Consider the following 21,999-nt stretch of genomic DNA (forward strand, 5'->3'; position numbering starts at 1 on the left):
GTCCGGGGGGCCCTCAGCACGGCTTGCGCCATGCTCCGAGTTCGTACTTCTTCTGCATCGAGCTCAGTTTCAGCTCCTTCGAGCGTGCGCAGAAGCGGTTCGTGGAGAGTTCGTACTCCACGTGGAACACGGCCTTGTCCGCCGTGATGAACGGGGTGAGGCGCTCGCACTCCTCGTACTGGGCGCACTGTTCGTTGACGGCGAAGTCGAACTCGCCGACGAGCTGCGGGATCTGGTCGAGGTCGTTCTTCAGGCCGACCGCCATCCCGCGGTCGTGGGCCAGGCGGGCGATCAGGCGGTTGTAGGTCAGCTGGTGGTCGGCGGTCAGGGGGAAGCCGGTCTTGTTCTGGTAGCCGTCCATGTTGTCGGGCTCCACCGCGTCGAAGCCCTTGTCCCGGCACATGTCGAAGCGTTTGGCCATCAGCGGTTCGAGGGCCGCCGTCTGGCGGACGTCCAGCCACCGCTCGCCCTTCCAGCCGTTGCCCTCGCCCAGGAGCGCCTTGGGGAAGGCGTCGGCGTCGGCGCGGAAGTCCTCCCAGGCGCCGGTGGAGACGTAGCAGATGGTCCGCCGCCCGGCCTTCTTCAGGGCCGCGACCTGCTCCTTCGTCGTGTTGAACCCGTCCACGTCGTACACCGGCACCTTGACCGAGGTGTCCAGCCTCCCGGAGAGCTGCCACTGCCAGGGCGTTCCCGGCCGGGGCTGCCACCGCTCCCCCGGTGCCGGGGCCGGCGCGAGGTCGGGGGTCTCGCCGTCGTCGTCCGGGCCGGCCGTGCAGGCGGTGAGCAGCAGCAGGCCGGCCACCAGCAGGGGGGCGAAGCGCTTCATCCGGCGGCCTCCAGGGCGTTCGGGAGGGTCCCCCACGGGTGGACGCCGCCGCCCGGGACGGCGCAGTGCACCCCGGCCCCGCGTTCGGCGGCCAGTTCGGCGGCCGGGGCGTCCGGCGGGACGGCGTACACGAGGTGGCAGAACCGTTCGGCGGGGTGGCCGGCGGTCCAGGGGGGCGGGGTGGCGGCGCCGTCGCGGTAGGCGTCCCAGGGGCCCTCGAAGGTGACGAGGAGGTCGGCGAGCCCGGCGTACCCGGGGTGCGGGTGGACCCCGTGGTTGAGGACGAGCGTACGGGCCCCGGCGGCGCGGGCGGCGACGACGAGCCGGCCGTAGTGGGGCAGCAGTTCGGGGCCGGAGGCGGCCTGGTCGAGGAAGGCCCCGTCGGCCGCGTACCAGTCGCGGTGGCGCAGCAGGTCCTGGACGACGTCGGCGTGGGGGCGGCGACCGTAGTCGGTGTCGGTGTAGCCGAGGACGGGGACGCCGGCGTCCCGCAGCCGGGCGGCGACGGCGGCGAACCGTTCGTCGGGGGCGCTGCCCGGCCCGCTGTCGGGGTTGAGGACGACGGAGTGCAGCCGGTCGGCGGAGGCGATGAGGCGCTCCCACGCCTCGGGCCGGTCGGCGGGATGCTCGTAGAGCGGGACCAGCAGCATGCCGTCGTCCTTCGAACGCGGGGTCATCGGTGGGCCGTCGCACGGCCGAGGAGCAGGCAGACCAGGACGGACAGCACGGCCGCGGCGGCGCCGGCCACCACGAGCTGGACCAGCCGGCCCTGCTGCGCCCCGGCGAGCAGGGCCAGGCTCTGGGCGGCGGCCGCGGCGGCGCAGACGGCGGCGGCGGGCCGGACGGCGCCGAAGGACTGCAGGAGGAGCCCGGTCCACATCACGGCGCCGAGCAGCAGCAGGGTGGCGGCGCGGTCCCAGGTCAGGCTGGGGGCGTGCGGCCACAGCAGGGTTCCGGCGGTGCCCAGCAGGAGCAGGACCGTCAGGTACACGGCCATGCACCGGGTCAGGGTGGAGAGCATCCGGCGCCGGAACGCCCGGGGTGAGCGGGCGGCGCGCAGCCCGGCGAGGCTGCCGCTGCGGAAACGGTGCAGGAGCCATTCGGCGGGCCCCATGCTGAGGGTGAGGGCCACCGCCGAGGGGGCCGCGACGGCCTCGGCGGGGCCGCCGGTGAGCACCTCCCCCAGGGCGGCGTACAGCACCAGCAGGCCGGTCCCGAGGCCGAACACCCCGTAGGGCACGGAGTCCCGGATGCGGGGGCCGCGCCGGGCGTGGTGCTCCTCGGCGCCGCGCAGCATCCGCCAGCGCACCGCGCCCCGCCCGCCGGGGTGGCGGCGCGCCCGGGCGGTGGCGCCCCCGGGCGGCAGCCGGCGGATCCTGCGCACGGCGGCCCGTGCCCCCGCGGCCAGCGGCAGCTCCCGCAGGGCGAGGGTGCAGGCGGCGGCCAGGGACACCAGCAGCAGGGTGACCCGTACGGGCACGGGCGGGTCGGTGAACAGGGCGAGCACCGATCCGGCGGCCATCGGGCCGAGGGCGGCGAGCAGCAGCCGCTCCCGTCCCAGGACCAGCAGGACGGTCGCGGCCCCCACGTACAGGGCCTGTCCGGCGGCGAAGGCGTACGAGAACGGGGGCCCGCCGGGGACGGCGAACGCGGCGGCGGTGCCCAGGAGCGCCCCGACGGGGGCGCCGACGAGGAGGGTCCGCCCGGCGGAGGCGCGGTCGCCGAGGCCGAGCCAGGTGTAGGCGCGGTGGGACAGGGTCTGGTCCCAGACCCAGCCGATGAGGGCGCCGGCGAGCAGGGTCAGGGTTCCGGCGGGCAGTCCGAGCCGGTCGGGCGGGCCCTCCAGCAGGGGTGCGCCCAGCAGGTAGGCGAGGCCGGGGAGGGCGAAGATCAGGCCGCGCAGCAGGCAGGCGGTGAGGGAGACCTTCCAGGGGTCGGGGAGGGCGTCGGGTTCGGGGAAGGAGCGGGGGACCCGGTCGTAGAGCTCCTCGGCGAGGGCGAAGGAGTCGGGGCGGCCGTAGGTGAGGCGGATGTGCTCGTCGGTCATGCCGTCGGATTCGAGGACGGCGGCGATCTCGTCGGGGTGGACGGCGGCGGCGACGAACGCGTCGAGCCGTCGGGCGAGTTCGTCCATGGGGTCGGCGGCGGCCCCGTCCTCCCCCGGCCCGGGGCCGCCGGGCCGGGGGAGGACGGGCAGGGTGTCGGTGGCGGCCGCGCCGGCGTGCGGCCGGCCGGTGTGGCCGGTGCGGGTCCGGGGGCCTTGCGGCCCGGGCGGTTCGAGCCAGAGGGATCCGCTCACGACACGCTCCCGTCGGCCGCGAGTTCCCGGTACCAGGGGTCGGCGAGGCGCCGGGTCCAGTCGTCGCCCGGGCGGACGGGCGGGGCGGGCTGTCCGGCGAGCTCGCGGTAGATGTGGCGGAAGCCGTCCACGGACTGGTGGAGGGTGAACTTCTCGACGACCCGTTTGCGGGACAGGCGGCCGAGTTCGGCGCGGCGTTCGTCGTCGCGGAGGAGGGCGAGGGTGGCGCGGGCCATGGTCTCGGGCTCGCGGGGCGGGACGACCAGTCCGGTGTCGGCGACGGCCTCGCGGACGCCGCCGACGTCGGTGGAGACGGTGGTGCGGCCGCAGGACATGGCCTCGATGATGCTGAAGGGGAAGCCCTCGCTGATGCTGGAGAGCATGACGACGCTGCCGGCGGCGTAGGCCTTGTGGACCTCGCTGATCCGGCCCTCCCAGCTGATGCCGTCGCCGACGCCGAGTTCGGCGGCGAGCTTCTCCAGGCGCAGCCGGTACTCCTCGCAGCCGGCCGGGACCGGGCCGAAGAGGCGCAGGCGCAGGGCGGGCAGTTCCCCGCGCATGAACGCGTAGGCGCGGATGAGGGTTTCGAGGTCCTTGATCGGGTCGATGCGGCCGCACCAGCTGAGGGTGGGCACCTCGGGCTCGGGTCCGGCCTCGGGGAAGACCTGCGGGTCGACGCCGTTGTAGACGGTGCGGATGCGTTCGGCTTCGGCGCCCCCGCGCTCCTCCCAGCGGCGGTTGTACTGGTTGCAGGGGGTGATCAGGTCGGCCTGCCGGTAGCCCTCGGAGTTCAGCTCCCGGTAGAAGCCGAGGACGAGGGCCTTGACGGGCCAGCGCTGGGCGGCGGTGCGGTAGCCGAGGTAGCGCTCCCGCAGGTAGATGCCGTGCTCGGTGAGGAGGAAGGGCACCCCGTCGAGCGTTTTGGCGGCGAGGGCGGGGAGGGTGGCGAGGCCGCTGCTGACGGCGTGGGCGACGCTGTCGGGCGGGATCCGCACGGACAGCGGGCGCAGGGCGTGTTCCAGCAGGTCGGTGGCGGTGAGCGCGTCGTGGATGGTGGGCCCGGCGGCGGCGGTGGCCAGGCCGGGGCGGGCCCAGACGGCCATCAGCAGGCGCAGCGCGGGTTCGGAGCGCAGGGCCGGGGCGAGCCGGCCGGCCCGGGCGAGGCGGGCGAGTTCGCGGAGTGCCTCGGAGAAGCCGTCGCGGTCGGGGGCGTCCCCGATGGTGGCCGGCGGAGGGTCGAGCAGGGAGAGCAGGAAGGTTTCGTAGACCTCGGTGAAGCGGCGGTGGGCCCTGCCGCGCAGGGCGGTGCGGCGGGTCGTCCGGGGCGGCGGGCCCCACAGCGGGACGGCGGTGTGCCGGTAGACGTTGCGCGGCAGCTCCCAGGTGACCGGCTCGCGTCCGGAGCCGGTGAGGGCTATGACGTTGAAGTCGACCTCCGGCATCCCGCGTACCAGCTGGTCGCACCAGGTGCTGACGCCCCCGTGGACGTGCGGGTAGGTGCCTTCGGTGAGCATGGTGACATGACGCCCATGGCTCATGTGCTGAGTCCCCCCAGGACTGAAAAGGGGCCGGCGCCCGCGGTGGGGCGGAGCGCCGGCACTGGGTACTACCGGGTGGAGCGTGCGACGACGGGGCGCGGGGCCCCGCGGTCAGAGGAGCCGGAGGGTGACCGCCGACTGGAGCAGGTCGGGGGCCGTCCAGGCGGAGCGGGTGCCGGCGTAGGCGGTGCCGAAGTCGGCGGTGCCGAGCAGGAGCTGCTTCTTCGTCCCGTTGGGTGCGGTGATCGGGGCGACGGTGCCGGAGGGCGCCTTGACGGTGACGTCCTTGCCGATGCGGTAGGCGGTGACCTGGCCGGCGGCGATCGCCTTGTTCCAGGCGGCGCGGCGCTGGAGCTCGACGCCGGTGGCCTTCATGCTCTGGTTGACGATCGGCGCGCTGGGCGCGTAGAGGGAGCGGTAGGTGTCGAGGACCTGGTTGAGCACGGGGTACAGGGTCCGGTCCTCGGCGAGGTTGGACTGGTGGACGTAGTGCGGCTTCGGGTCGTTGGCGAGGACGTGGCGCAGGGCGGTGCGGGCCTCGGTCGGGACGATGTAGTCGAGGTAGCCGGTGTTGACGTCGAGCGGGGCGGGCAGGCAGGTGGAGGTCGCCGGGTTGTCCTCGCAGAGGCCGCTGCCGCCGTCGGCGCGGCTGGTGTAGATCCAGTTGTACTCGTCGGCCATCTCCGCGTTGGTGCCCGTGTTGTAGTACACGTTCATCGGGTAGCGGGGGACGGTCAGGGCGGTGCCGACCGCCCGCTGGTCGGGTTCGCGGGAGTTGTCGCTGCCGGCCCACTTGACCCCGTTGTCGGCGAGGGCGCCGGCGAGGTTGGGGTTGTCCTGGGGCTGCTGCGGGAGGGTCTTGAGGCCGGAGTGCTCACCGGTGACGAGCTCGGAGCGGTCGGTGGTGAGGCCCTTGGAGGCGGCCCAGTTGTTGTTGTCGCGGATCTGCGCCGAGATGTCGGCCCGGCTCATCCAGTTGATCTGGCCCTGGGCGTTCTTCGTGCAGGTCCAGGGGTTGACGCTGACGTCCTGGGTGCAGCCGAGGAAGAGGTGGGTGTAGGTGTGGTTCATCCAGCGGTACTTGGCCTTGTCGGCCAGGAGCTGGGTGGTCAGGGCGTCGGTGCCGCCGTTCTCCGTCTTCCACTCCTCGCCGGCGCCCGCGTTGAAGAGCAGGTCCAGCTTGAAGTCCTTGGAGGTCTGCCACTGCGCCAGGTACTGGGCGTCGGCGGCGGTCATGCGGACCGTCGACTCCTTGCCCTCGCCGCCCGCGCAGGCGTAGTCGCCGGGCGTGCAGTTCAGGTTCTTGTCCCAGCGGGCGTCCGGGGCGAAGACGTCGTCGACGTGGACGGCGAAGTAGTTGCGCTCCTGACCGAGGTGCACGCCCTGGGTGAGCCATTCGACGATGCCCCGGGCCAGCAGCCGGAACTGCTGCTGGTACTGGTTGTAGCCGAAGGTGACGACGAGTTCGCTGCGGCCGTCGTGGGCGTACTCGCCGACGAGGGAGCCGCGTCCGGAGCCCACGGGGGCGTCGACGTAGCTGGTGTAGCCGGCCATCGGCTTGGCGATGAACCCGTAGCTCTCCGGAATGAGGGGAGAGTTGTCCTCGAAGGCCACTTGACCTCCGAGGTAGCCGAAGGGGCCCGCCTTGCCGGCGTCGGTGACGGCGGCCTGCGTGCCGTCGAGGGTGCCGGTGTAGCCGCCGTTGTCCGTGTACTCCAGGCCGACCTCGGGGTGCGCCCAGGTGTAGGCGTCCACCTGGCGGATCCCGTAGGTGGTCTCGTACGCGGTGAGTGCGGCCATCTCGGCGGAGCCGGTGCCGAAGGGGTTCTCGTTCGGCAGGACCACGCCCTGGTACTTGGCGCGCGGCCGGCCGTTGACGGTGTCGCTGAGGAAGGCGGCGTCGATCACCGGGCGGCCGGCGCTGCCCAGGTCGACCCGCGTGTACGGGACTCCGGTGTCGCGGAGTTCCGCGGTGATCGCACCGACCGAGCTGCCGCCGTCGTCGACGACCAGCACCTTCAGGTCGATGCGCGGGGCCACGGTCGCCGCGTGGGCGGTCGTGGCGGGTACCGCGACGGAGATCAGCGCCGCGACCCCCATGGCTGCGGCAGCCCTGTTCATCCGGTTCTTGTTGACCATTTCGGCCTTTCCCCCCGCAGGCCTCCGCGCGGCCGATGGCGGACGGCCGGTCCGGGGAGGCTCTGTGGAAATCATGCAAAGGGACCCCGCGTCCCCTTGCGAGAGCGGCTCGATCCTCTCGGACCTCGTCAGGTCTCAGCGGGAAACCTGGAGCAGAGTCCACGGATGGGTGAACCTGACGGCCCCGCGGTCGAACACCTTGACAAACCTTCGAGTGACGTACGGATCACGCTCTGCGCGTAGGCTCGTTTCCGGCGGCCGTCGGGCCCGAATACGATCGCTGCGGAGCGGCCGGCGACCCCGACGCGACAGAAGCGCCCATATAACACAAACGGAAGCGAGACTTCACCACCGTGACTGCTCTGACTCTCAGCACTGCCGGCGCGGCGACGCTGCGCGCCGACGCCCTCGTGGTCGGCGTGGCGAAGGGCCCGAAGGGGCTCGTCGTGGCCGCCGGCGCGGAGGCCGTGGACACGGCGTTCGACGGAAAGCTCGCCGCCGTGCTGGACGCGCTCGGCGCCTCCGGCGCCGAAGGCGAGACCACCAAGCTGCCCTCCCCGGCCGGCCTCAAGGCCCCGGTCGTGCTGGCGGTCGGCCTGGGTCCCGCGCCCGAGCAGGACGAGTCCTTCGACGAGGAGGCCCTGCGCCGCGCCGCCGGCTCCGCCGCCCGCGCGCTGCACGGCTCCAAGAAGGCCGCCTTCGCGCTCCCCCTGGAGGACGCCTCCGCCGTCACCGCGGTGGCCGAGGGCGCGCTGCTGGGCGCGTACGCCTTCACCACCTACCAGGGCGGCGAGAAGAAGGCCGCCAAGAACGGCGGCCCGAAGCAGCCGCTGGCCGAGGTGGCCCTGCTCGGCGCCAAGCCGCGCGACAAGGAGCACAAGGCGGCCGCCGAGCGCGCCACCGTCGTCGCCGCCGAGGTCAACGTCGCCCGCGACCTGATCAACACCCCGCCGAACGACCTCACCCCGGCCTCCTTCGCCGCGATCGCCGCGGCGACCGCGAAGGAGCTCGGCCTCAAGGCCCAGATCCTGGACGAGAAGGCGCTGGTCAAGGGCGGCTACGGCGGCATCATGGGCGTCGGCAAGGGCTCCGAGAACCCGCCGCGCCTGGTGAAGATCGCCTACACCCACCCCGAGGCGGAGAAGCACCTCGCCTTCGTCGGCAAGGGCATCACGTACGACTCGGGCGGCATCTCCCTGAAGCCGGCCGGCCACAACGAGACGATGAAGTGCGACATGTCCGGTGCCGCCGCCGTGTTCTCGGCCGTCGTCGCCGCCGCCAAGCTGGGCCTGAAGGTCAACGTCACCGGCTGGCTCGCGCTCGCCGAGAACATGCCGTCCGGCTCCGCCACCCGTCCCGGTGACGTCCTGCGCATGTACAGCGGCAAGACCGTCGAGGTCCTGAACACGGACGCCGAGGGCCGCCTGGTCCTGGGCGACGCCCTGACCAAGGCCTCCGAGGAGAACCCGGACGCGATCGTCGACGTGGCCACCCTGACCGGCGCGATGGTGCTGGCCCTGGGCGACCGCACCTTCGGCATCATGGCCAACGACGACGCCTTCCGCACCTCGATCCACGAGATCGCCGAGGAGGTCGGCGAGTCCTCCTGGCCGATGCCGCTCCCCGAGGACCTGCGCAAGACCATGGACTCCCCGACCGCCGACATCGCCAACATGGGCGTGCGGATGGGCGGCGGCCTGGTGGCCGGCCTCTTCCTCCAGGAGTTCGTCGGCGAGGGCATCACCTGGGCCCACCTCGACATCGCGGGCCCGGCCTTCCACGAGGGCGCCCCGTACGGCTACACCCCGAAGGGCGGCACCGGCTCCGCCGTCCGCACCCTGGTGCGCCTGGCCGAGCGCACCGCCACCGGCGACCTGGGCTGACCCGCCCCGCCCGCCGCCTCCGCGGAGCGCGTCCCACCGCTGGGACCCGCTCCGCGACGCGCTGCACGCCCCGGGACCGGCAGCTCGGCCCCGGGGCGTGTTCGCTCTGGAAGAAATCTTGAGGATCAGTAGGTTTCTACGCCCGGGTAACCCGGACTTCGGGCAGAACGACGGTCCACACCCGGGGCCCGGCGTCCCGCGTTCCCCCGACAAATGCGAAGATGGGTTCTCGGCAGGACAGGGCCCCCACCACAGGGCCGAAGAAACAAGCGGCCGATTACCAGCCGCCGCCCGGTCACAGAGGACCGGTGCCCGGCGCACATGCATGGAGGACGTGACGTGGCGAACGACGCCAGCACCGTTTTCGACCTAGTGATCCTCGGCGGTGGCAGTGGCGGCTACGCCGCGGCGCTCCGCGCATCGCAGCTGGGTCTCGACGTTGCGCTGATCGAGAAGAACAAGCTCGGCGGCACCTGCCTGCACAACGGCTGCATCCCCACGAAGGCTCTGCTGCACGCCGGTGAGGTCGCCGACCAGGCGCGCGAAGCCGGACAGTTCGGTGTCAAGGCCTCCTTCGAGGGCATCGACATCGCCGGTGTGCACAAGTACAAGGACGAGGTCATCGCCGGCCTGTACAAGGGTCTGCAGGGCCTGGTCGCCTCCCGCAAGGTGACCTACATCGAGGGTGAGGGCCGTCTGTCCTCCCCGACCTCCGTCGACGTCAACGGCCAGCGCATCCAGGGCCGCCACGTCCTGCTGGCGACCGGCTCCGTGCCGAAGTCGCTGCCCGGTCTGGACATCGACGGCAACCGCATCATCTCCTCGGACCACGCGCTGGTCCTGGACCGCGTGCCCCAGTCCGCGATCATCCTGGGCGGCGGCGTCATCGGCGTCGAGTTCGCCTCGGCGTGGAAGTCCTTCGGCACCGACGTCACCGTCATCGAGGGCCTCAAGCACCTCGTCCCGGTCGAGGACGAGAACAGCTCCAAGATCCTGGAGCGCGCCTTCCGCAAGCGCGGCATCAAGTTCAACCTCGGCACCTTCTTCGAGAAGGCCGAGTACACGGAGTCCGGCGTCCGCGTCACCCTCGCCGACGGCAAGACCTTCGAGGCCGAGGTGCTGCTGGTCGCCATCGGCCGCGGCCCGGTCTCGCAGGGCCTGGGCTACGAGGAGCAGGGCGTCGCGATGGACCGCGGCTACGTCCTGGTCGACGAGTACATGCGCACCAACGTGCCCACCATCTCCGCCGTCGGCGACCTCGTCCCGACCCTCCAGCTCGCGCACGTCGGCTTCGCCGAGGGCATCCTGGTCGCGGAGCGCCTGGCCGGTCTGAAGACCGTCCCGATCGACTACGACGGCGTCCCGCGCGTCACGTACTGCCACCCCGAGGTCGCCTCCGTCGGCATCACCGAGGCCAAGGCCAAGGAGATCTACGGCGCGGACAAGGTCGTCGCCCTGAAGTACAACCTGGCGGGCAACGGCAAGAGCAAGATCCTGAAGACCGCGGGCGAGATCAAGCTCGTCCAGGTCAAGGACGGTGCCGTGGTCGGCGTCCACATGGTCGGTGACCGGATGGGCGAGCAGGTCGGCGAAGCCCAGCTGATCTACAACTGGGAGGCCCTGCCGGCCGAGGTCGCGCAGCTCATCCACGCGCACCCGACCCAGAACGAGGCGCTCGGCGAGGCCCACCTGGCCCTGGCCGGCAAGCCCCTTCACGCACACGACTAATCCACAGTCACGGGCGCGACGACCACTTCCGCACTTTCGTTAGGAGCAACAGAAACCATGCCGGTTTCCGTAACCCTTCCGGCGCTCGGTGAGAGCGTCACCGAGGGCACTGTCACCCGTTGGCTGAAGGCCGAGGGCGAGCGCGTCGAGGCCGACGAGCCGCTGCTCGAGGTCTCGACCGACAAGGTCGACACCGAGATCCCCTCCCCCGTCTCCGGCATCCTCGCGTCCATCAAGGTCGCCGAGGACGAGACGGTCGAGGTCGGCGCCGAGCTGGCCATCATCGACGACGGCTCGGGCGCCGCCGCCCCGGCCGCCGCTCCGGCCGCCGAGCCCGCCGCCGCCCCGGCGCCGGTCGCCGAGGCCCCGGCCGCCCCCGCACCGGCCGAGACCCCGGCCGCCCCGGCCCCCGCCGCCGCCGCTCCGGCCGCGTCCGGCACCGATGTCGTGCTCCCCGCCCTGGGCGAGTCCGTCACCGAGGGCACCGTCACCCGCTGGCTGAAGGAGGTCGGAGAGTCCGTCGAGGCCGACGAGCCGCTGCTCGAGGTCTCCACGGACAAGGTCGACACCGAGATCCCCGCGCCCGTCTCCGGCACCCTGCTGGAGATCCTGGTCGCCGAGGACGAGACCGCCGAGGTCGGCGCGCGTCTGGCCGTCATCGGTGTCGCGGGCGCCGCTCCCGCCGCCGCCCCGGCTCCGGCCGCCGCCGCCCCGGCCCCGGCCGCCCCCGCGGCTCCGGTCGCCGCCCCGGCCCCGGTCGCCCCCGCGGCTCCGGTCGCCGCTCCGGCCCCGGTCGCCCCGGCCGCTCCGGTCGCCGCCCCGGCTCCGGTCGCCCCCGCGGCTCCGGCCCCGGTGGCCGCTCCGGCTCCGGTCGCCGCTCCGGCCGCCCCCGCCGCCCCGGCCCCGGCCGGTGACGAGGGCGCCTACGTGACCCCGCTGGTGCGCAAGCTCGCCTCGGAGTCCGGCGTCAACCTGGCCTCGGTCACGGGCACCGGTGTCGGTGGCCGTATCCGCAAGCAGGACGTCCTGGCCGCCGCCGAGGCCGCCAAGGCCGCCGCCCCGGCCCCGGCCGCTGCCGCTCCGGCCGCCGCCAAGGCTCCGGCCGCGGTGTCCGAGCTGCGCGGTCAGACGGTCAAGATGACCCGCATGCGCAAGGTCATCGGCGACAACATGATGAAGGCCCTGCACTCGCAGGCGCAGCTCAGCTCCGTGGTCGAGGTGGACATCACCAAGATCATGAAGCTGCGCGAGAAGGCCAAGGCCGGCTTCCTCGCCCGCGAGGGCGTCAAGCTGTCCCCGATGCCGTTCTTCGTCAAGGCCGCTGCCCAGGCGCTGAAGGCCCACGCGGTCGTCAACGCCCGGATCAACGACGACGAGGGCACCATCACCTACTTCGACTCGGAGAACATCGGCATCGCCGTGGACTCCGAGAAGGGCCTGATGACCCCGGTCATCAAGGGTGCCGGTGACCTCAACCTGGCGGGCATCTCCAAGGCGACCGCCGACCTGGCCGCCAAGGTCCGCGGCAACAAGATCACCCCGGACGAGCTGTCCGGCGCGACCTTCACCATCAGCAACACCGGCTCGCGCGGTGCGCTGTTCGACACGGTGATCGTTCCGCCGAACCAGGTCGCGATCCTCGGCATCGGTGCCACGGTCAAGCGCCCCGTGGTCATCGAGACCGAAGAGGGCACCGTCATCGGCGTCCGCGACATGACGTACCTGACCCTGTCCTACGACCACCGCCTGGTGGACGGCGCGGACGCGGCCCGGTACCTCACCGCCGTGAAGGCGATCCTGGAGGCCGGCGAGTTCGAGGTCGAGCTCGGCCTGTAAGGCTCCCAGGCCCCGCAGGGCCAGAGCGCGCAGGGATCTGCCGCTTGCGGCGCCCCCGCCCGGATTCGTCCGGGCGGGGGCGCCGTCGTTGTAACGAGCCTCACCCTGCGTCCCTGACCACGAACGCATCGGAGCAGGCCACGGCGGCCTTATTGTCTAGGCATCAGGCCCCGCGTGTCCGCACACACAGGAGTTGAACCCCGATGATCACCCCACCCGTCGTGCACTCGCTGCGCGAGCAGATCCGCGAGCACATCGTGGAGGGGATCGTCAGCGGCCGCTGGAAGCCCGGCGAGCGGATCGTCGAGCGGCGCATCGCGGTCGAGCTGGAGGTCAGCCAGACGCCCGTGCGGGAGGCCCTGCGCGAGCTGGAGACGCTGCGGCTGATCGAGTCGGCCCCCAACAAGGGCGTGCGCGTGCGGAACCTCTCCGCGGCCGACCTGGAGGAGATCTACCCGGTCCGGGCCGGCCTGGAGCAGATCGCGGCCGAGCTGGCCGCGCCGCGGCTGGCGGCCGACTGCTCGGCGCTGGAGCCGCACGTGGCGGCCCTGTGGGAGGCCGACCGCGTCCAGGACGGCACGGCGCAGGTGCGGCACACGGTGGGCTTCCACCGGGAGCTGGTGCGGGCCGCCGGGAACAGCGTGCTGCTGCACACCTGGGAGAGCCTGGGCATCGAGGTCTTCACCGCCCTGTCGATCCGGTGGCTGGGAACCGTCCAGAAGTCGTACGCCGAGGAGCACGAGGCTCTCGTCGCGGCCTTCCGCAGCCAGGACCCGGATATCGGGGTGCTGGTGAAGCGGCATGTCCTGGGCTGCGCCCCGCGGAGCGCCTGACCCGCCCCCGACCGGCGCCTGAACCCTTCTGACCTGCGGTCTTGAGCGATCCTCCAGGGCATCGCCAGCGGTTTGACGTGTACTGCTGAAACCGGCACGGCGTGCCTGCGTTCATGGCACCCGGTGCCGACTTTCGCCGTAGCGTCGAATATTCGTCACTTTTATTTGATCGATCATCGATCAGGGATTTACAGTCACTGCGGACCCCAACCCGGGTCCATCGGCCCTGTCCTGCCCGTCAGGGTTTTCTTCACCACCTCCTCTCCTTTGTCCGGAAGGCGGCGCACACCGATGTCCGACCCCGTAGGAAAGCTTCCGAGCGAGCTCGACCAGCTCCCGGACCGCGACACCGAAGAGACCGCCGAATGGGCGGCCTCCCTCGACGCCGTCGCCAAGGCCGCCGGTACGCGCCGCGCCGAATACCTGCTCCGCCGCACGCTCCAGCACGCCGAGGCCGCCGGCCTGGCCCTGCCCAAGCTGCTGGAGACGGACTACGTCAACACCATCCCCACCTCCGCCGAGCCCGAGTTCCCGGGCGACGAGGAGATGGAAGCCAAGATCACCGCCTGGAACCGCTGGAACGCGGCCGCCATGGTGACCCGGGGCTCCAAGTACGGCGTCGGCGGCCACATCGCCACCTTCGCCTCGGCGGCCTGGCTCTACGAGACCGGCTTCCAGCACTTCTTCCGCGGGAAGGAGGCCGACGGATCGGGCGACCAGCTCTACATCCAGGGCCACGCCTCCCCCGGCATCTACGCCCGCGCCTTCCTCGACGGGCGCGTCTCCGAGCAGCAGCTCGACAACTTCCGCCAGGAGTCCGGCGGCAACGGCCTGCCGTCCTACCCGCACCCGCGGCGCCTGCCGTGGCTGTGGGAGTTCCCCACGGTCTCCATGGGCCTCGGCCCGCTCTCCGCGATCTACCAGGCGCGCTTCAACCGCTACCTGCAGAACCGGAACATCAAGGACACCTCCAACTCGCACGTCTGGGCCTTCCTCGGCGACGGCGAGATGGACGAGCCCGAGTCGACCGCCGCCCTGGCCCTGGCCTCCCGCGAGCAGCTCGACAACCTGACGTTCGTCATCAACTGCAACCTGCAGCGCCTCGACGGCCCGGTCCGCGCGAACTTCCGCGTGGTCCAGGAGCTGGAGGCCCAGTTCCGCGGCGCCGGCTGGAACGTCATCAAGACCCTGTGGGGCTCCGCCTGGGACGAGCTGTTCCAGCTCGACACCACGGGCGCCCTGGTCCGCCGCATCCGCGAGGTACCGGACGCGCAGTTCCAGACCTACGCGACCCGCGACGTGGCCTACATCCGCCAGCACTTCTTCGGCGCCAACGCCGAGCTCGTGCAGCTGGCCGGCGTGCTGTCCGACGCGAAGATCGCCGAGTGCTTCCACACCTCGCGCGGCGGCCACGAGCCCCGCAAGGTCTACGCCGCGTACAAGGCCGCCCTGGCGCACAAGGGCGCGCCGACGGTCATCCTGGCGCAGACCGTCAAGGGCCACACGCTGGGTGCCGGGTTCGAGTCGAAGAACGCGAACCACCAGATGAAGAAGCTGACGATCGACGAGTTCAAGGACATGCGCGACCTCCTTGGCCTCCCGATCCCGGACAGCGCCTTCGCCGACGGCAAGGTCCCGTACGGCCACCCGGGTGCCGACAGCCCCGAGGTGCGGTACCTGCACGAGCGCCGCGCGGCCCTCGGCGGCCCCGCCCCGGCCCGCAAGGTCCACCACGTGGCCCTGCCGGCTCCGGCCGAGCGCTCCTTCGCCCCGCTCATCAAGGGCTCCGGCAAGCAGGAGATGGCCACCACCATGGCCTTCGTCCGCCTCGTCAAGGACCTGATGCGGGACAAGGAGACCGGCAAGCGCTGGGTGCCGATCGTCCCCGACGAGGCCCGTACCTTCGGTATGGAGTCCCTCTTCCCGTCGGCCGGCATCTATTCGCCGCTGGGCCAGACGTACGAGCCGGTCGACCGCGACCAGCTGATGTACTACAAGGAGGCCAAGGACGGCCAGATCCTCAACGAGGGGATCACCGAGGCCGGCGCCATGGCCGACTTCATCGCCGCCTGCACGTCGTACGCGACGCACGGCGAGCCGATGATCCCCTTCTACATCTTCTACTCGATGTTCGGCTGGCAGCGCACCGCCGACCAGATGTGGCAGCTCGCCGACCAGCTCGGCAAGGGCTTCATCGTCGGCGCCACCGCCGGCCGCACCACGCTGACCGGTGAGGGCCTCCAGCACGCGGACGGCCACTCGCACCTGATCGCGTCCACGAACCCGGCGTCGCTCAACTACGACCCGGCGTTCGCGTACGAGATCGCGGTGATCGTCAAGGACGGTCTGCGCCGCATGTACGGCGAGCAGCCCGAGGACGTCTTCTACTACCTGACGGTCTACAACGAGCCGAAGGTCCAGCCGGCCATGCCCGAGGGCGTGGAGGAGGGCATCCTCAAGGGCCTGTACCGCTTCAACACGGCCGCCGCACTGGAGGCCGCCCCGGCCGCCGACGCCCCGAAGATCCAGCTGATGGCCTCGGGTACGGCGATCCACTGGGTCCTGGAGGCGCAGCAGCTGCTGGCCGCCGACTGGAACGTGGCCGCCGACGTGTGGTCCGCCACCTCGTGGGGCGAGCTGCGCCGCGACGCGCTGGAGTGCGACGAGGCCCTGCTGCGCGGCGAGGAGCGCACCCCGTACGTCACCCGCGTGCTGGAGGGCGCCCCGGGCCCGGTCCTGGCCGTCTCCGACTGGATGCGCCAGGTTCCGGACCAGATCAGCCAGTGGGTCCCGCAGGACTACACCTCGCTGGGCACGGACGGCTTCGGCCTCTCCGACACCCGCGAGGGCGCCCGCCGCCACTTCGGCGTCGACGCCCAGTCCATCGTGGTGGCCGCCCTGGCCCAGCTCGCCCGCCGCGGCGAGGTCCCGGCCTCCGCCGTGAAGGAGGCCCGGGAGCGCTACGGCCTCTGAGCCGCCGGCGACCGGAGCACGCACCGCACCGAAGGCCGGTGCCCACCCCCACGGGGGTCGGGCACCGGCCTTTGGCCGTATGAGCGGTGGCGGTGCGGGGGTGGAGCCGTGATGCTGGATCGCGTGATGGACGAGACGGAGTTCTGGGAGATCGTCGACCGTACCCGCGAGGCCGCCGAGGGCGACCCCGAGGAGCACGCCGAGCTGCTCGTGGAACGGCTGGCCCAGCTGGATCCCGACTCCGTGCTGGACTTCGCGCGGCACTTCGAGTCCCGGTACAACCGCGCGTACACCTGGGACCTGTGGGGGGCGGCGTGGGTGCTGCTCGGCGGCGCGAGCGACGACGCGTTCGACTACTTCCGGTGCTGGCTCATCGGGCAGGGCCGGGAGGTCTTCGAGGGCGGGGTGCACGAACCGGACCAGCTGGCGGAGCTGCTGGGCGAGTTCGACGAGGAGATCGACGGGGACGGCGAGGAGCTGGGGTACGCGGCCGACGAGGCGTACGAGCAGCTGACCGGGGCCGTGGCGCCGGACCTGGGGATCCCGCTGCAGGCGGAGGAGCCGGAGGGCGCCCCGCTGGACTTCGAGAACGAAGCCGTGCTCGCGGAGCGCTTCCCCCGGCTCTGGGACCGCTTCGGGGGCTGAGCCGGCTCAGTAGTGGGTGCCGCCGTCGATGCGGATCTCGGTGCCCGTGATGAAGGCGCCGTCCTCGGAGCCCAGCATCGCGACGACGCCGGCGACGGTCTGCGGGCCGGCGAAGCCCTGGCCGAGGGCCGGGGCCAGCTTGGCGAAGAGGGACCAGTCGGTGTCCTCGGGCAGGCCGGGGCCGTTGCCGGTGGTCATGCCGCTCTCGATGGAGCCGGGGGCCACCGAGACGAAGCGCAGGCCCTGCTTGCTGTACTCGGCGGCCAGGGCGTGGGTCATCGACTGGATGCCGCCCTTGCTGGCCGCGTAGGCGGACATGTAGGGGTGCGCGAAGCTCGCCGAGGTGGAGCTGAAGTTCACGACGACCGGCTGGTCGCCCGCCAGCAGCGCGGGGAGGGACTCGCGGATCATCAGGAAGGTGCCGGTCAGGTTGACCGCGATGACCTTGTTCCAGAAGTCGAGCGTGGTCTGGTGGGTGTGCGCGGAGCGCAGGATGCCCGCCGCGTTGACCAGCACGTCGATGCCGCCGAGGGCGTCCACGGCGGCGGCGACGCCCTCCTTGACCGAGGTCTCGTCGGATATGTCCAGCACGGCGGTGGTGAGCCGGCCGGCGTGGCCGTCGGCGGCGGCCTGATCGGCGGTGGCCTTGAGGCCGGCTTCGTTGACGTCCACGGTGTGGACGCGGCCGCCCTCGGAGAGAATGCGGTGCACGGTGGCCCGGCCGATGCCGGAGCCGCCGCCGGTGATGAGGACGCGACGTCCTTCGTAACGGTTCATGAGGTGAAGCGTACCGAGAAGATGACACGTTTTGCCAGGGTGGCATCACATGCATCCATCTGATCCGACTGGCGGTACGCTTCATCCGTGAGATCTCCCCGTCCGTACTCCCCCCAGGGCGGCTCCGGAGCCCAGTCGCTGACGGAGCGCCGCAAGGCCGCCACCCAGCTCGACATCGCCCGCGCCGCCTGCGAGCTCTTCGCCGCGCACGGCCCCGACGGGACCACCGCCGAGGACATCGCCCACCGGGCGGGGGTCGCGCTGCGCACGTTCTACCGCTACTTCCGCAACAAGCAGGAAGCCGTGGCCCCACTGCTCGCGGGCGGGGGTGACGCCTGGCGCGCGCTGCTCGCCGAGGAGGACCCCGCCACGCCGCTGGCGCAGGCGCTGGAGCGTGCCGTGACCCGCGCCCTGAGCGACTCCAAGGCCGTCGAGGAGGGCCTGGAGGTCACCCGCGGCCTGCTGCGCGCGGCCGCCACGGACGAGGCCCTGCGGGCCGTCTGGTACCGGGTGAACCAGGAGTCGGAGGAGCGGCTGGTCCCGATCGTGGCCCGGCTGGCGGGCCCGAAGGCGGAGGAGATGTCCGTACGCCTGGTGTCCGCGGCCGCCACCGATGCGATCCGCGTCGCGCTGGAGCTGTGGTCCGCCGGCGACGCCCCGGTTTCGGGCCCCGGCTCCCCGGCCGACCTCGCGGTGCGCTGCCTGCGCGAGCTGACCGGCGCGATGCCCCTGCTCCGCTGAGCGCGGGGCAGGGGCACCGGAAGGAAATCGGACGGGTGGGACGGGTCAGCGCCAGCCTCCCCAGTCGCCGTCCCAGTTGGCGTTGTCCCAGCGGCTCCAGTCGTGATTGCCCCAGTTGCCATGGTGACGCCAGTGACCGCTGTTACCGCAGTCGTCGTCATCGTCCCAGTTGTTGGCCCAGCGGGAGTGGCCGGAGCGGTTCCAGTTCCCGTCGTGGTCGTGGGCGGACGCGCTGCTCAGGGGCAGCAGTGCCAGGGTGATCCCCGCGGCGCCCGCGACGGCGGCACCGATGATCCTACGGCGCATCTTCATGCACCTCCGAACATGTATCGCTTATCGGGCTTATCGGGCTTTTAGGTCCCAATCAACCGTTACTCCAGTCGGGCGGCCTGTCAAAAGCAGAAGGCCCCCCGCTCCTCTCCGAAGAGAGCGGCGGGGGGCCTCCCAGCAGGCACGATCCCGGCTTCGCGGGCCGGTTTTCCTACAGGTCGAAGTAGAGCTCGAACTCGTGCGGGTGCGGACGCTGGGCGATCGGGGCGATCTCGTGCGTGCGCTTGTAGTCGATCCAGGTCTCGATCAGGTCGGGGGTGAAGACACCGCCGGCCAGGAGGTACTCGTGGTCCTCCTCCAGGGCCTTGAGGACGTCCTCGAGGCTGGTCGGGACCTGCGGGACGTTCGCGTGCTCGTCCGGGGAGAGCTCGTAGAGGTCCTTGTCGATCGGCTCCATCGGCTCGATCTTGTTCTTGATGCCGTCGAGGCCCGCGAGGAGCAGCGCCGCGAAGGCGAGGTACGGGTTCGAGGACGGGTCCGGCGCGCGGAACTCGACGCGCTTGGCCTTCGGGTTCGAGCCCGTGATCGGGATGCGCATGGCGGCGGACCGGTTGCGCTGCGAGTACACCATGTTGACCGGCGCCTCGAAGCCCGGCACCAGGCGGTGGTACGAGTTCACCGTCGGGTTGGTGAAGGCGAGCAGCGACGGGGCGTGCTTGAGGATGCCGCCGATGTAGTAGCGGGCGGTGTCCGACAGGCCCGCGTAGCCGGCCTCGTCGTAGAACAGCGGCTCGCCGCCGGCCCACAGGGACTGGTGGACGTGCATGCCCGAGCCGTTGTCACCGAAGATCGGCTTCGGCATGAAGGTCGCGGTCTTACCGTTGCGCCAGGCGACGTTCTTCACGATGTACTTGAAGAGCATCAGGTCGTCGGCCGCGGCCAGCAGCGTGTTGAACTTGTAGTTGATCTCGGCCTGGCCGCCGGTGCCGACCTCGTGGTGCTGGCGCTCGACCTGGAGGCCCTGGGCGTCCAGCTCGAGGGAGATCTCGGCGCGCAGGTCGGCGAAGTGGTCGACCGGGGCGACCGGGAAGTAACCGCCCTTGTAGCGGACCTTGTAGCCGCGGTTGTTCTCCTCGGAACCGGTGTTCCAGGCGCCGGCCTCGGAGTCGATGTGGTAGAAGCCCTCGTTCGCGGAGGTCGCGAAGCGCACGCTGTCGAACACGTAGAACTCGGCCTCGGGGCCGAAGAACGCGGTGTCGGCGATGCCGGTGGAGGCGAGGTAGGCCTCGGCCTTCTTGGCGATGTTGCGCGGGTCGCGGCTGTAGGCCTCACCCGTGATCGGGTCGTGGATGAAGAAGTTGATGTTGAGCGTCTTGTCCTTGCGGAACGGGTCCAGGCGCGCGGTGGTGATGTCGGCACGCAGCGCCATGTCGGACTCGTGGATCGCCTGGAAGCCGCGGATCGAGGAACCGTCGAAGGCGAGCTCCTCCGCCGGGTCGAACGCTCGCGCCGGAATGGTGAAGTGCTGCATCACACCAGGCAGGTCGCAGAAGCGGACGTCGACGAACTTGACGTCGTTCTCCTCGATGTACTGCTTCACTTCGTCGGCGTTCTTGAACATCCAACTCCTCCTACTCCCGGTCCCCGGGGCAGGGACGGGCTTTATAGCTCGTGGCGCGTCAGTGCGGTGCCGCACGCTGACCCGACCATAAGCAGACGGGATTTCCCAAGCATGACCCATTTGTTTCGCACAAGTTAACCAGGGTCCCGTCCAGGTCCCGTCGAAGCGCACCGGTACCGTGGTGGAGTGGACAACAGGCAAGCAATCGGTTCCTGGCTCTCCGGCCCCCGCGCGGCCGCCGAGGACATGGGCGTCGACTTCGGCTATCCGGGCCAGCAGCTCGGCCTGCCGCAGTCGGGGCCCGGCTCCGTGGCCCGTTTCGGGCGCCGGCTCGGCGCGGTGGCCATCGACTGGATCGGCTGCCAGCTGATCGCATACGGGCTCATCACCCATGGCGACCTGACCTCGGCGGGCAACTGGACGCTGGCGCTCTTCGTGGCCCTGGCGATCCTGACCGTGGGCACGGTGGGATTCACCCCCGGCAAGCGGATCCTCGGCCTCCGGGTGATCGGGCAGAACGGCGGCCGCCTCGGCCTCCCGCGCGTGGTGCTCCGTACGGTGCTGCTGGCCCTGGTCATCCCGGCGCTGGTCTGGGACCGGGACGGCCGCGGACTGCACGACCGGCTCTCCGGCGCGGTCCAGGTCCGGATCTGAGCCCACCCCCGCCGGGGACGGCGGAGGAGGACGGAAGAGGAGCGCCCCACGAGCCGGTCGGCTCGTGGGGCGCTCCTCTTCTGTTTCGTATACGTGCGGGTCAGCGCGGCCGCTGGCCCCGCATGCCGCGGCCGGGGACCGGGCCCTTCGGGATGGGCATGTTGCTCATGAGGTCGCCCATGGCCCGGAGCTTGTCGTTGACCTGGGTGATCTGCGGGCCCGACAGGACGCGCGGCAGCTTCAGCAGCGTCGTGCGGACCTTCTTGAGCGGCACCTCGCCCTCGCCGGTGCCGACGATGAAGTCGTGGACCGGGATGTCGGGCATGATCCGGGCCAGCTTCTTCTTCTCGGCCGCGAGCAGGGACTTCACCCGGTTGGGGTTGCCCTCGGCGATCAGGACCACGCCCGCCTTGCCGACGGCCCGGTGGACGATGTCCTGGTTCCGGTTCATCGCGACGGCCGGGGTGGTCGTCCAGCCCCGTCCCACGTTGTCCAGTACGGCCGCGGCAGCGCCCGGCTGCCCCTCCATCTGCCCGAAGGCAGCCCGCTCGGCCCGCCGCCCGAAGACGATCGCCATCGCGAGGAACGCCACCAGGAAGCCCAGGATGCCCAGGTAGGCCGGGTGGCCGATCAGGAAGCCGATCGCAAGGAAGACACCGAAGGTGACGATTCCCACGCCCGCGACGATCAGACCGACCTTGGGGTCGGCCTTGCGCGTCATCTTGTACGTCAGGGCGATCTGCTTCAGTCGCCCGGGGTTCGCAGCAGTCTCTGCGTTTGACTTCCTCGCCATAAGGCGAAGTTTACGTGGCCTGCGGGGTACGGGTGGCCGCGGCCTCGAGTACGTGCTCGGTTTCCACCCGGTCCTTGGCCCTGCGGCGGTCCTCCAGGACGGCCGTCCAGGCGTTGCGCCGGGCACCGCTCATGAGCAGCGATTCGATGCCGCGGAAGGCTTCGGTGAAGGACGGAATGGCGATGGCGCGGACGGGCGCGGCCTGCATGATGTCGGTCCCTACTCTCGGTACTCGCATCGGTGGCGTGTGCGGTGCGTGGATCCAGCGTCACTGACTGGTGTTACCAGGGCATGACCGACGGGTCAAACGTGATGAAATATTGACGCGGCCCGCCGGGCTCTCCCAATGAAAGAGCCTAGGGGCCGCGTCATCACGCATTACTGCTTGGTAATTTTTTGTGCCCGACTTCACACGCTGCGTGATCCAATGGATCAGCCGGTGT

Annotated in this window: 18 protein-coding genes; 8 read left to right on the forward strand and 10 right to left on the reverse strand. The window is 71.3% G+C overall.

What is annotated here, in order from left to right; genetic code table 11:
• Positions 1 to 13: 13 nt before the first annotated feature.
• The 5 genes from AB0469_RS19860 to AB0469_RS19880 all read right to left on the reverse strand — a co-directional run bounded on the left by AB0469_RS19860 (position 14) and on the right by AB0469_RS19880 (position 6,802).
• Positions 14 to 826 carry an endo alpha-1,4 polygalactosaminidase gene (locus tag AB0469_RS19860; protein ID WP_366452709.1) on the reverse strand — a complete coding sequence of 271 codons (813 nt, stop codon included), beginning with the start codon at positions 824 to 826 and terminating at the stop codon, positions 14 to 16.
• Positions 823 to 1,503 carry a spherulation-specific family 4 protein gene (locus AB0469_RS19865; protein WP_366452710.1) on the reverse strand — a complete coding sequence of 227 codons (681 nt, stop codon included), beginning with the start codon at positions 1,501 to 1,503 and terminating at the stop codon, positions 823 to 825. The genes AB0469_RS19860 and AB0469_RS19865 overlap by 4 nt, the downstream gene beginning before the upstream one ends.
• Complete coding sequence (locus AB0469_RS19870) at positions 1,500 to 3,125, reverse strand: hypothetical protein (protein ID WP_366452711.1); 1,626 nt, start codon at positions 3,123 to 3,125, stop codon at positions 1,500 to 1,502. The genes AB0469_RS19865 and AB0469_RS19870 overlap by 4 nt, the downstream gene beginning before the upstream one ends.
• The gene (gene pelF / locus AB0469_RS19875; protein ID WP_366452712.1) at positions 3,122 to 4,639 is read right to left on the reverse strand and encodes a GT4 family glycosyltransferase PelF; all 1,518 of its coding nucleotides are present in this window, start codon (positions 4,637 to 4,639) and stop codon (positions 3,122 to 3,124) included. The genes AB0469_RS19870 and pelF overlap by 4 nt, the downstream gene beginning before the upstream one ends.
• Before the next feature lie 135 nt (positions 4,640 to 4,774).
• Positions 4,775 to 6,802, reverse strand: coding sequence for a hypothetical protein (locus AB0469_RS19880; RefSeq protein ID WP_366452713.1), 2,028 nt, complete (start codon positions 6,800 to 6,802; stop codon positions 4,775 to 4,777).
• A 353-nt stretch (positions 6,803 to 7,155) separates the two neighbouring features.
• Between AB0469_RS19880 and AB0469_RS19885 the strand changes: the two genes are divergently transcribed.
• The 6 genes from AB0469_RS19885 (at position 7,156) to AB0469_RS19910 (ending at position 16,700) form a co-directional block, all read left to right on the forward strand.
• Positions 7,156 to 8,685 carry a leucyl aminopeptidase gene (locus AB0469_RS19885; protein WP_366452714.1) on the forward strand — a complete coding sequence of 510 codons (1,530 nt, stop codon included), beginning with the start codon at positions 7,156 to 7,158 and terminating at the stop codon, positions 8,683 to 8,685.
• A 339-nt stretch (positions 8,686 to 9,024) separates the two neighbouring features.
• The gene (lpdA, locus tag AB0469_RS19890; RefSeq protein ID WP_366452715.1) at positions 9,025 to 10,413 is read left to right on the forward strand and encodes a dihydrolipoyl dehydrogenase; all 1,389 of its coding nucleotides are present in this window, start codon (positions 9,025 to 9,027) and stop codon (positions 10,411 to 10,413) included.
• Between the two features lie 57 nt (positions 10,414 to 10,470).
• Complete coding sequence (gene sucB / locus AB0469_RS19895; protein ID WP_366452716.1) at positions 10,471 to 12,249, forward strand: 2-oxoglutarate dehydrogenase, E2 component, dihydrolipoamide succinyltransferase; 1,779 nt, start codon at positions 10,471 to 10,473, stop codon at positions 12,247 to 12,249.
• A 206-nt stretch (positions 12,250 to 12,455) separates the two neighbouring features.
• Entirely contained in the window at positions 12,456 to 13,082 is a 627-nt protein-coding gene (locus tag AB0469_RS19900) for a GntR family transcriptional regulator (protein ID WP_045951851.1), read from the forward strand.
• A gap of 291 nt (positions 13,083 to 13,373) precedes the next feature.
• A complete protein-coding gene (gene aceE, locus AB0469_RS19905) occupies positions 13,374 to 16,055 on the forward strand; it encodes a pyruvate dehydrogenase (acetyl-transferring), homodimeric type (protein ID WP_366452717.1) in 2,682 nt (893 codons plus the stop codon).
• Between the two features lie 126 nt (positions 16,056 to 16,181).
• Positions 16,182 to 16,700 carry a DUF4240 domain-containing protein gene (locus AB0469_RS19910; RefSeq protein WP_366452835.1) on the forward strand — a complete coding sequence of 173 codons (519 nt, stop codon included), beginning with the start codon at positions 16,182 to 16,184 and terminating at the stop codon, positions 16,698 to 16,700.
• Between the two features lie 6 nt (positions 16,701 to 16,706).
• On the opposite strand, the gene AB0469_RS19915 is transcribed toward AB0469_RS19910, so the two are convergent.
• Positions 16,707 to 17,477, reverse strand: a complete 771-nt coding sequence (locus AB0469_RS19915) for an SDR family oxidoreductase (RefSeq protein WP_366452718.1) — start codon at positions 17,475 to 17,477, stop codon at positions 16,707 to 16,709.
• A gap of 87 nt (positions 17,478 to 17,564) precedes the next feature.
• Between AB0469_RS19915 and AB0469_RS19920 the strand changes: the two genes are divergently transcribed.
• Complete coding sequence (locus AB0469_RS19920) at positions 17,565 to 18,218, forward strand: TetR family transcriptional regulator (RefSeq protein ID WP_366452719.1); 654 nt, start codon at positions 17,565 to 17,567, stop codon at positions 18,216 to 18,218.
• 45 nt (positions 18,219 to 18,263) lie between these two features.
• On the opposite strand, the gene AB0469_RS19925 is transcribed toward AB0469_RS19920, so the two are convergent.
• Both AB0469_RS19925 and glnA read right to left on the reverse strand, forming a co-directional pair.
• Positions 18,264 to 18,524, reverse strand: a complete 261-nt coding sequence (locus AB0469_RS19925; protein ID WP_366452720.1) for a hypothetical protein — start codon at positions 18,522 to 18,524, stop codon at positions 18,264 to 18,266.
• Between the two features lie 175 nt (positions 18,525 to 18,699).
• Positions 18,700 to 20,109, reverse strand: coding sequence for a type I glutamate--ammonia ligase (gene glnA, locus AB0469_RS19930; RefSeq protein WP_366452721.1), 1,410 nt, complete (start codon positions 20,107 to 20,109; stop codon positions 18,700 to 18,702).
• A gap of 186 nt (positions 20,110 to 20,295) precedes the next feature.
• Here glnA and AB0469_RS19935 point away from each other — a divergent pair, with 186 nt between their 5' ends.
• Positions 20,296 to 20,763 (forward strand): RDD family protein, encoded by a 468-nt coding sequence (locus AB0469_RS19935; protein ID WP_366452722.1) that lies wholly within the window; start codon positions 20,296 to 20,298, stop codon positions 20,761 to 20,763.
• Positions 20,764 to 20,863: 100 nt separating this feature from the next.
• On the opposite strand, the gene AB0469_RS19940 is transcribed toward AB0469_RS19935, so the two are convergent.
• Positions 20,864 to 21,556, reverse strand: a complete 693-nt coding sequence (locus AB0469_RS19940) for a DUF4191 domain-containing protein (protein ID WP_366452723.1) — start codon at positions 21,554 to 21,556, stop codon at positions 20,864 to 20,866.
• Positions 21,557 to 21,566: 10 nt separating this feature from the next.
• A complete protein-coding gene (locus AB0469_RS19945; RefSeq protein ID WP_030233071.1) occupies positions 21,567 to 21,764 on the reverse strand; it encodes a hypothetical protein in 198 nt (65 codons plus the stop codon).
• Positions 21,765 to 21,999: the final 235 nt, after the last annotated feature.

The sequence above is a fragment of the Streptomyces sp. NPDC093801 genome (assembly GCF_040701585.1).
In the GTDB taxonomy this organism is placed as follows: Bacteria; Actinomycetota; Actinomycetes; order Streptomycetales; family Streptomycetaceae; genus Streptomyces.

What these genes read in the sequence shown, in the direction of transcription:
- AB0469_RS19860 (WP_366452709.1), bottom strand. Translation starts at nt 826, where the DNA reads ATGAAGCGCTTCGCCCCCCTGCTGGTGGCCGGCCTGCTGCTGCTCACC.
- AB0469_RS19865 (WP_366452710.1), bottom strand. Translation starts at nt 1,503, where the DNA reads ATGACCCCGCGTTCGAAGGACGACGGCATGCTGCTGGTCCCGCTCTAC.
- pelF (WP_366452712.1), bottom strand. Translation starts at nt 4,639, where the DNA reads ATGCTCACCGAAGGCACCTACCCGCACGTCCACGGGGGCGTCAGCACC.
- AB0469_RS19880 (WP_366452713.1), bottom strand. Translation starts at nt 6,802, where the DNA reads ATGGTCAACAAGAACCGGATGAACAGGGCTGCCGCAGCCATGGGGGTC.
- sucB (WP_366452716.1), top strand. Translation starts at nt 10,471, where the DNA reads ATGCCGGTTTCCGTAACCCTTCCGGCGCTCGGTGAGAGCGTCACCGAG.
- aceE (WP_366452717.1), top strand. Translation starts at nt 13,374, where the DNA reads ATGTCCGACCCCGTAGGAAAGCTTCCGAGCGAGCTCGACCAGCTCCCG.
- AB0469_RS19910 (WP_366452835.1), top strand. Translation starts at nt 16,182, where the DNA reads ATGGACGAGACGGAGTTCTGGGAGATCGTCGACCGTACCCGCGAGGCC.
- AB0469_RS19915 (WP_366452718.1), bottom strand. Translation starts at nt 17,477, where the DNA reads ATGAACCGTTACGAAGGACGTCGCGTCCTCATCACCGGCGGCGGCTCC.
- AB0469_RS19925 (WP_366452720.1), bottom strand. Translation starts at nt 18,524, where the DNA reads ATGCGCCGTAGGATCATCGGTGCCGCCGTCGCGGGCGCCGCGGGGATC.
- glnA (WP_366452721.1), bottom strand. Translation starts at nt 20,109, where the DNA reads ATGTTCAAGAACGCCGACGAAGTGAAGCAGTACATCGAGGAGAACGAC.
- AB0469_RS19940 (WP_366452723.1), bottom strand. Translation starts at nt 21,556, where the DNA reads ATGGCGAGGAAGTCAAACGCAGAGACTGCTGCGAACCCCGGGCGACTG.
- AB0469_RS19945 (WP_030233071.1), bottom strand. Translation starts at nt 21,764, where the DNA reads ATGCAGGCCGCGCCCGTCCGCGCCATCGCCATTCCGTCCTTCACCGAA.